Annotated in this window: 3 protein-coding genes; 1 reads left to right on the forward strand and 2 read right to left on the reverse strand. The window is 54.2% G+C overall.

What is annotated here, in order from left to right; translation table 11 throughout:
• On the reverse strand, positions 1-686 hold a 686-nt coding region (locus QZF50_RS22985), incomplete at its 3' end, for an aldehyde dehydrogenase family protein (protein WP_290389016.1).
• Positions 687-699: 13 nt separating this feature from the next.
• Positions 700-1,287, reverse strand: coding sequence for a transcriptional regulator BetI (betI, locus tag QZF50_RS22990; protein WP_001295527.1), 588 nt, complete (start codon positions 1,285-1,287; stop codon positions 700-702).
• 128 nt (positions 1,288-1,415) lie between these two features.
• Between betI and betT the strand changes: the two genes are divergently transcribed.
• Positions 1,416-3,449 (forward strand): choline BCCT transporter BetT, encoded by a 2,034-nt coding sequence (gene betT / locus QZF50_RS22995; protein WP_000131044.1) that lies wholly within the window; start codon positions 1,416-1,418, stop codon positions 3,447-3,449.
• The last annotated feature ends 191 nt before the right edge of the window (positions 3,450-3,640 follow it).

Here is a 3,640-nt window from a genome sequence, read left to right on the forward strand (position 1 = left end):
CCGGTAAATGCCACTTTGGCAATGCCCGGATGCTCGGTCAGATATTGCCCGGGCTCCGCGCCCACGCCCGGCAACACGTTAAATACGCCGTCCGGCAGGCCCGCTTCGCTGTAAATTTCAGCCAGCTTTAACGCGGTAAGCGGGGTAACTTCGCTCGGTTTGAAAATCATTGCGTTGCCTGCCGCCAGCGCCGGGGCGGATTTCCACAGGGCAATCTGGATCGGGTAGTTCCATGCGCCAATCCCTGCCACTACGCCCAGCGGTTCGCGGCGGGTATACACAAAGGACGTTTCACGCAACGGGATCTGGCTGCCTTCCAGCGCCGGGATCAGCCCGGCGTAGTACTCCAGCACGTCCGCACCGGTAACGATATCGACGGTTGAGGTTTCCGAATATGCTTTTCCGGTGTCGAGGGTTTCCAGTTTTGCGAGTTCGTCATTGCGTTCACGCAGAATATCAACGGCCCGACGCAGAATACGCGAGCGCTCCATAGCGGTCATCGCCGCCCAGATTTTTTGCCCCTGTTGGGCACTCTTCACGGCGCGATCGACATCCTCACGCCCGGCGGCCTGCACGGTCGCCAGCACGTTACCGTTGGCCGGGTTAATGGTCTCGAAGGTGCGACCGCTGGTGGCGGAGGTATAACCACCATGTATATAAAGCTGCTGTTCTGCCATTCGGGACATCACGTCTCCTCGGTTAATCGGTGGGTAAATGCTGAGTAATAAAGTGACGGGTCAGCGAGTGTGCGAGAGGTTTATCCAGCGGTTTGCCGCTCAGTGCCGCGCGCAGCCATAATCCGTCAATCAGCGCGGCAAGGCCGTAGCCCGCTTCCTGTGCCTGTTGGCGCGGTAACTCGCGGCGAAATTCGCTCACCAGATTCGACAATAAGCGGCGGCTACTGACCTGCTGTAAACGATAGAGCATCGGCTGATGCATACTGCTGGCCCAGAACGCCAGCCAGGCTTTCATCGCCGCACTGCTCACCTGCGTTTCATCGAAGTTTCCGCCAACAATCGCCTGTAATCGCTGCTCTGCACTGCCCTGCGGAAGTGCATGTAATCGATTCAAAACCGCGTCACGCAGCTGACTGGTGATATCGCGCATGGTTGCTTCCAGCAGACCATTTTTGTCCCTGAAATAGTGGCTGATGATCCCCGTAGAAACGCCTGCACGGCGGGCGATCTGCGCGATCGTTGCATCGTGCATGCCCACTTCATTTATTGCTTCCAGTGTGGCGTCGATCAGTTGTCTGCGCCGGATCGACTGCATCCCCAATTTGGGCATTTTCGCCACTCCATTCATCAGCGTTGTTTATCTATTAAAGCGGTTATTGATTGGACGTTCAATATAAAATGTGTCTTAATTGTTACGAATTTGATTTTAAATGGTAACAATAACAGTGGGGATACTGGATGACAGACCTTTCACACAGCAGGGAAAAGGACAAAATCAATCCGGTGGTGTTTTACACCTCCGCCGGACTGATTTTGTTGTTTTCCCTGACAACGATCCTGTTTCGCGACTTCTCGGCCCTGTGGATTGGCCGCACGCTGGACTGGGTTTCTAAAACCTTCGGTTGGTACTATCTACTGGCGGCAACGCTCTATATTGTCTTTGTGGTCTGTATCGCTTGTTCGCGTTTTGGTTCGGTGAAGCTCGGGCCAGAACAATCCAAACCGGAATTCAGCCTGCTGAGTTGGGCGGCGATGCTGTTTGCTGCCGGGATCGGTATCGACCTGATGTTCTTCTCCGTAGCCGAACCGGTAACGCAGTATATGCAGCCGCCGGAAGGCGCGGGACAGACGATTGAGGCCGCGCGTCAGGCGATGGTCTGGACGCTGTTTCACTACGGCTTAACCGGCTGGTCGATGTATGCGCTGATGGGCATGGCGCTCGGATACTTTAGCTATCGTTATAATTTGCCGCTCACCATCCGCTCGGCGCTGTACCCGATCTTCGGTAAACGGATTAACGGGCCGATAGGGCACTCAGTGGATATTGCAGCGGTGATCGGCACCATCTTCGGTATTGCCACTACGCTCGGTATCGGTGTGGTGCAGCTTAACTATGGCTTGAGCGTACTGTTTGATATTCCCGATTCGATGGCGGCAAAAGCGGCACTGATCGCCTTGTCGGTGATAATCGCCACGATCTCTGTCACCTCCGGTGTCGATAAGGGGATTCGTGTGTTATCGGAACTTAACGTTGCGCTGGCGCTGGGATTGATCCTGTTCGTATTGTTTATGGGCGACACCTCGTTCCTGCTTAATGCGCTGGTGCTGAATGTTGGCGACTATGTGAATCGCTTTATGGGCATGACGCTCAACAGTTTTGCCTTCGACCGTCCAGTTGAGTGGATGAATAACTGGACGCTCTTCTTCTGGGCATGGTGGGTGGCATGGTCGCCGTTTGTCGGCTTGTTCCTGGCGCGTATCTCGCGTGGGCGTACCATTCGCCAGTTCGTGCTGGGCACGTTGATTATTCCGTTTACCTTCACGCTGTTATGGCTCTCGGTGTTCGGCAATAGCGCGCTGTATGAAATCATCCACGGCGGCGCGGCATTTGCCGAGGAAGCGATGGTCCATCCGGAGCGCGGCTTCTACAGCCTGCTGGCGCAGTATCCGGCGTTTACCTTTAGCGCCTCCGTCGCCACCATTACTGGCCTGCTGTTTTATGTGACCTCGGCGGACTCCGGTGCGCTGGTGCTGGGGAATTTCACCTCGCAGCTTAAAGATATCAACAGCGACGCCCCCGGCTGGCTGCGCGTCTTCTGGTCGGTGGCGATTGGCCTGCTGACGCTCGGCATGCTGATGACCAACGGGATATCCGCGCTGCAAAACACCACGGTGATTATGGGGCTGCCGTTCAGCTTTGTGATCTTCTTCGTGATGGCGGGGTTGTATAAATCTCTGAAGGTAGAAGATTACCGCCGTGAAAGTGCCAACCGCGATACCGCGCCGCGACCGCTGGGGCTTCAGGATCGCCTGAGCTGGAAAAAACGTCTCTCGCGCCTGATGAATTATCCGGGCACGCGTTACACTAAACAGATGATGGAGACGGTCTGTTACCCGGCAATGGAAGAAGTGGCGCAGGAGCTGCGGTTGCGCGGCGCGTACGTGGAGCTAAAAAGCCTGCCGCCGGAAGAGGGACAACAGTTGGGGCATCTGGATTTGTTGGTGCATATGGGCGAAGAACAAAACTTTGTCTATCAGATTTGGCCGCAGCAATATTCGGTGCCGGGCTTTACCTACCGCGCACGTAGCGGTAAATCGACCTACTACCGGCTGGAAACCTTCCTGTTAGAAGGCAGCCAGGGCAACGACCTGATGGACTACAGCAAAGAGCAGGTGATCACCGATATTCTTGACCAGTACGAGCGGCACCTTAACTTTATTCATCTCCATCGTGAAGCGCCGGGCCATAGCGTGATGTTCCCGGACGCGTGATTGTTTTTGCATAAAACCGCGCCATGTCTGCATATGGCGCGGGAATCATTGACTCGCTGTAAAAAATTATGCATATATTATATATGATTGTCATGTCATATCCTGAAATTCCTCTTGTATCACTTCATGTCTTTATATTTTATTAATTAACGATTTTATTTTGTATTAGCTGAATGGATTCAGTCCTATAG

It is taken from the genome of uncultured Escherichia sp., assembly GCF_948475835.1.
Taxonomy (GTDB): domain Bacteria; phylum Pseudomonadota; class Gammaproteobacteria; order Enterobacterales; family Enterobacteriaceae; genus ECMA0423.